Source organism: Methylobacterium sp. (genome assembly GCF_028290105.1).
Classification (GTDB): Bacteria; Pseudomonadota; Alphaproteobacteria; order Rhizobiales; family Beijerinckiaceae; genus Methylobacterium.
Genome location: NZ_JAQGKL010000135.1, coordinates 1 through 4,563, shown reverse-complemented (window position 1 = coordinate 4,563; position 4,563 = coordinate 1). Strand labels below are relative to the sequence as shown.

Genomic DNA, 4,563 nt, shown 5'->3' with positions numbered 1-4,563 from the left:
CGCTGCAAAGAATGCGAATACAACGGGTGCTGACAATGCGAAAAAAAGGACAACCCCATCTTGTCTAGATTTGATAAATTTGTGTGTTTTAGGCCTATAGACAAACATTGTTCGACCTTTATTTGAGGATCGAACTATAGGATCAAACGTGAAGAAACGATTGCCGCGAAGCCTGGCGTCATTTTTTCGTCAACCCTGTCGCGGACGAGCCGGGTCGACCGGGGGTGGGCCAGCGGGCTCGGCGGGCCAGGCTCTAGACGGCGGCTGTCCGGTATCCTCGTGCCCCACAGGGCGGGATTTCCGTCATGGGACCCTGGTCCCCTTGCGCCCGGCCGGCGTGATCGCCCCGTTGCGCATTCCTGCGACCGCGCAGGGCGCAGCCGCCATCAAGTCCGGTCTTCGCGGCCCGGTCGAGGCTCGACCCGGCCTTGGCCGAGGTCGAGCCCGGGCTCCGCCTACTGGGTGAGCTGCGTATCGGCGGAACTCGGCCCGACGCCCTTCGGCACGGGCACATCGGTGCTGCCGTAGCGCGCGTTCAGGGTGAGGTTCGGGCCGTCATAGAGGTTGATCATCCGCGCGATGATGACCGTGTAGGCGGACTGGTCCGCCACGGGCTTGGCGGCATCGATGATCAGGCGCCCGACGGGAAGGTAGATGGTGCCGAGCAGTGTGCGCGCGTCGTCGCTGATGATCCGGTATTCGCGCGCCGCGACGACCCCGCCCGGTGCCGCCTTCGCCGGTCCCTTTCCGTCCAGCGGAAGCAGGGGGGGGAGGGGTGGGGGCGCCAAGCGGTCCTCGAAGAGCAGGATGCCCGCCAAGGGCCCGTCCTTGGGGGCGGTGAGGCTGACCGAACTCTTCTGGTCGAACAGAAGGCCGCCGCGAACGCCGGTGAAGTAGAACGCGACATTGGTCCCTACGAGGCTGGAATTTTTGTCCATCACGAGGGGGCCGTCCTTCATGATGTAGATGCCTGGGTTGAGGGTGACGTTGGCCTTCTTCGTCAGGTGCAAGCCGCCGCAATAGGTGCCGGGGTTGAGGGTCACGGTGCTGCTGACGATGTTCACACCGTAGGCCGGATCGTCGATGGGAAAGACGAACTTCTTCGGATTGGCGAAGAACCCGAGATCGATGCAGGTCCCCGGGATGGGTCCCTGCTTGTCGATCAGCGGATCGCGCATGGGCGGGCAGCCGGTGGACGGCGGGGGCGTGAAGTTCGAGCTCGGACCCGAGAAACCGCCCGCCGAGCAAGTCGAGATGGCCTTGGCAACCGACGCGTTCTCGCCCTGAATGCCCGCCGGGTCCAGCGAGTTCGAGTAGAGCGAGCAGTCGGTCGCGGTGAGTTGCGCCGAGCTCTCCATGTGGAAGGCGCCGGGAGCGAGCGGATCGAGGGCGAGCAGGCACAGGCGCGTGGTGCCCGAGAGCTTGGCGGTCGAGCGCACGGCGATGTCGAGGGTGGGCATGTTGAGGAGCCTGCCCATCGAAAGCGAGACCGTCTCCGATATGTTTACCTGCACGGCGCTGTGGTTGTTGAGCACGGCGGCGGCGATCTGAGGGGTTCCGCCGCTGCTGCTGCGCGCCTGAGCCTGCGCCATCGCCTGCGCGGTGCGAATCGCGGCCGCATCGTCGGCATTGGCGAGCTTGAACTGGTTGACGCCCGCGATGCTGGCGCTGTCGGCCGCGCGTTGAAGTTCGGTGCGCCGCTTCACCACCCCGCCAAACTCGATGGCCGCCGCGCTCAAACCCATCAGCACCGGCACCATCAGGGCGACGATCACCAGTACGCCACCATGGGTGTCCCGGTGGAATCGAGCGATGAGGGGACGTGCCGGTGCGGTTGTCATGCTCTCGACCGTGGCAGACAGTCTTATCGATTCCTTGAATCGAAACGCGGACATACTGGGTCCGCCAGGATCAGGTCTGAAGAGGGTTAAGAGTCTAGCTAGTCTTTCGGCGAGTCGGTTTTTACATTTGTGATGCATCGGCGGCTTCGAATGCCCCTTGCCAGCCGCGCGCACCTGCCCTCATATGAGAACAGAATGAGAACTGGCGTGGCTTCCGCGAGGATGTCCCCGGGCGGATGGATCGGGGCGCGACGGATCACGCTGATGAGGTTGAGACCCACGCCCGGTCCTGCGCCCGGCCGCACGCTGTTCTTCTTCGAGAAGCCCTCGGCGATGCGCCAGCTCCAGCGCTTCTTCCGCTCGCCCGGCACCGTCTGCGTCGCCGCCGAGGGACACCTGCTCGCCGCCGAGGAGCCCGGCGAGATCCGGCCCGACTGGAAGCCCTGGCGCTTCGACGCCTTGCCGATCGTGCTCGACACCATCCCGGTCCGCTGCGGAACGAACCGCTCCGGCCAGTCGCATGCGGGCAAGCTCGCCGCCATCGGCCAGGCTTTGAGGGGTGTCGAGCGGGTCATCATCGCCACCGATCCGGGGCGCGAGGGCTCGATGATCGCCTGGGAGGTGCTGGAGCATCTCGGCTGGCGCGGGCGCGTGGATCGCCTGAAGCTCGGGGCGCTCGACGACGTCTCGATCCGCCGCGCCTTCGCCGCCCTGGCGCGGGAGCCGGATTCCGGGCCGCGCGACTACGCGGCCTATCTCGAGGCGCTCTGCCGCCAGTACGAGGATTACCATCTCGGCCTCAACGGCACCCGCGCCCTCTCGCTGCGCCTGCGCCCGCCCGCCTTCCGCGAGCCCTGGCGCTTCGGCGGCGTGCAATCGCCGACTCTGGCCATCCTGGCCGATCTCGAAGACCGTATCCGGGCCTTCGAGCCGCAGGATTTCTTCAAGGTGGCGTTGCACGCCGCGACCGAGACGGGCGCGGTCCTGACCCTGTGGCACATGCCGAAGGACCGGATCTTCGCCCGCGAGACCGCCGAGACCATCGCGGCGGCGGCCGCGGATTGGTCCGGGCCGCTGGCGGTGGAGCAGCGGGACGTCCGCCGGGCGCCCCCGCGCCTGTTCTCGAAGGACACCCTGGCACGGCGCTGCGCCAAGCGCTTCGGCTGGGACCCGCAGCACACCGCCCACTTGGCGCAAGGTCTCTACGACCAGGGCTATCTCAGCTATCCGCGCACCGAATCCGAGTCCCTCCCCGAGGGACAGGCCGGCGACGCCGGCGCGGTGCTGGCCGCCATCGGGACCGTGCTGGTGGAACTCGGGCCCCTGATGACCGGCCCGCCCGTGATCCGGCGCGGGTCCAGGGGCCACTACGTCAAGGATCCCGGCGAGCACCACGCCATCGTGCCCCTGCGCAAGGTGCCCGAGGGCGGCCGGCTCACCGCCGACCAGGCCCGTTTGTGGGACCTCGTGGCGAAAGCCTACGCCGCCGCGCACCTGCCCGACGGCGTCGATGCCCGCACCGCCGTGGCGGCGGAGGTGGCGACAGCGCTGGGGAACAAGCGCTTCTCGGTCTCCGGCAGCGTCGTGCGCGTGCCGGGCTGGCGGGCGCTCTACGGGGCGGAGGCGGAGGCCGAGCCCGACGTCGTTCCCGGCAAGGCACGGCGAGAGGACGAGGCGAGCGTGCTGCGTCTGCCGGCGTTGAGCGACGGCGAGGCGGCGCGCGCCACGGGCGCCGAGATCGCCACGGCGGTGACCGAGCCGCCCCGGCGCATCAGCCGGGGCGAGTTGCCGGTGGTGATGGGCCGGCTCATCGACCAGATCGAGGATCCGGTGGCCAAGCGCGCCCTGGAGAACCCCGTCAACCCGAACGAGCCGAAGGGCCTCGGCACGGCGGCGACCCGCGACACCATCCTGCCCAAGCTCCTGAAGAGCCACTACGTCAGCCTCGCGGGCGGCAAGGACCCGGCCATTACGGTGACGGAGGTCGGGCTCGCCTTCATCGCGGCGGTGCGGCGGGTGTTTCCGGCCTATGGCGATCCGGTCGGGCGGGCGATGTTCGAGGCGGATCTGGCCGAGATCGGCCGCGCCACGACGCGGGCCGAGGCGCTGGCGCGCGCCGAGCGGTTTCGCGAGCGCACCCGCGAGCGGCTGGACGGCCTGATCGCCGCCATCGCGGCGGCGGAGGTGGTCAGCCTCGATCCGGGCCTGATCCCGCCGAGCGGGATTTCATCGGGCCGGAACTCCTCTGGCGGGCGTTCCTGGGGTGGGAGCCGGCCCGGTCAAGGCGACGCCCGGCCGCCGACCCCCGCCATGCTGGCTTTCGCGGTGTCGCTCGCCGCGCGAAAGGGCGTGCCCCTGCCGCGCGGCTGCAAGAGCAACCTCGCCCGCTGCCGCGCCTTCCTCGATGCGCAGGCGGGGCCGCGCTCCGAGCCCGGCGCGAGCAAGGGCAATGGGAAGGATGGGGAACGCCTGCCCAGCGCGGCCATGCTGGCCTATGCGCGCCGCCTCGCCGAGCAGCGGGGGCTGGCCTGCCCGCCCGAGGTGGAAACGCAGTTCGACGCCTGCCGCCGCTTCCTCGATGCCCATGCCGAACCGGTGCAGCCCCGGGCGACGGAGCCGGGCCGTCCCGCGGGCAGCCGGACCAGGCCGGCGCCCGCCAAGGCGCGGCGGGCCGGATCGGGACGGACGCCCCGTCGTGCCGCCTCGGCCTGAGGCGCCGCAC

Annotated in this window: 2 protein-coding genes; one reads left to right on the top strand and one right to left on the bottom strand. The window is 69.4% G+C overall.

All coding sequences use genetic code 11. The features are described from left to right. Positions 1-455 precede the first annotated feature (455 nt). The gene (locus JWQ05_RS09525) at positions 456-1,841 is read right to left on the bottom strand and encodes a pilus assembly protein TadG-related protein (protein ID WP_299657895.1); all 1,386 of its coding nucleotides are present in this window, start codon (positions 1,839-1,841) and stop codon (positions 456-458) included. Positions 1,842-2,105: 264 nt separating this feature from the next. Between JWQ05_RS09525 and JWQ05_RS09520 the strand changes: the two genes are divergently transcribed. Next, complete coding sequence (locus JWQ05_RS09520) at positions 2,106-4,553, top strand: DNA topoisomerase (protein WP_299657893.1); 2,448 nt, start codon at positions 2,106-2,108, stop codon at positions 4,551-4,553. Positions 4,554-4,563: the final 10 nt, after the last annotated feature.

Excerpts from the sequence above, each read along its gene's own strand:
- JWQ05_RS09525 (WP_299657895.1), bottom strand. The coding sequence starts at position 1,841 with ATGACAACCGCACCGGCACGTCCCCTCATCGCTCGATTCCACCGGGAC.
- JWQ05_RS09520 (WP_299657893.1), top strand. The coding sequence starts at position 2,106 with ATGAGGTTGAGACCCACGCCCGGTCCTGCGCCCGGCCGCACGCTGTTC.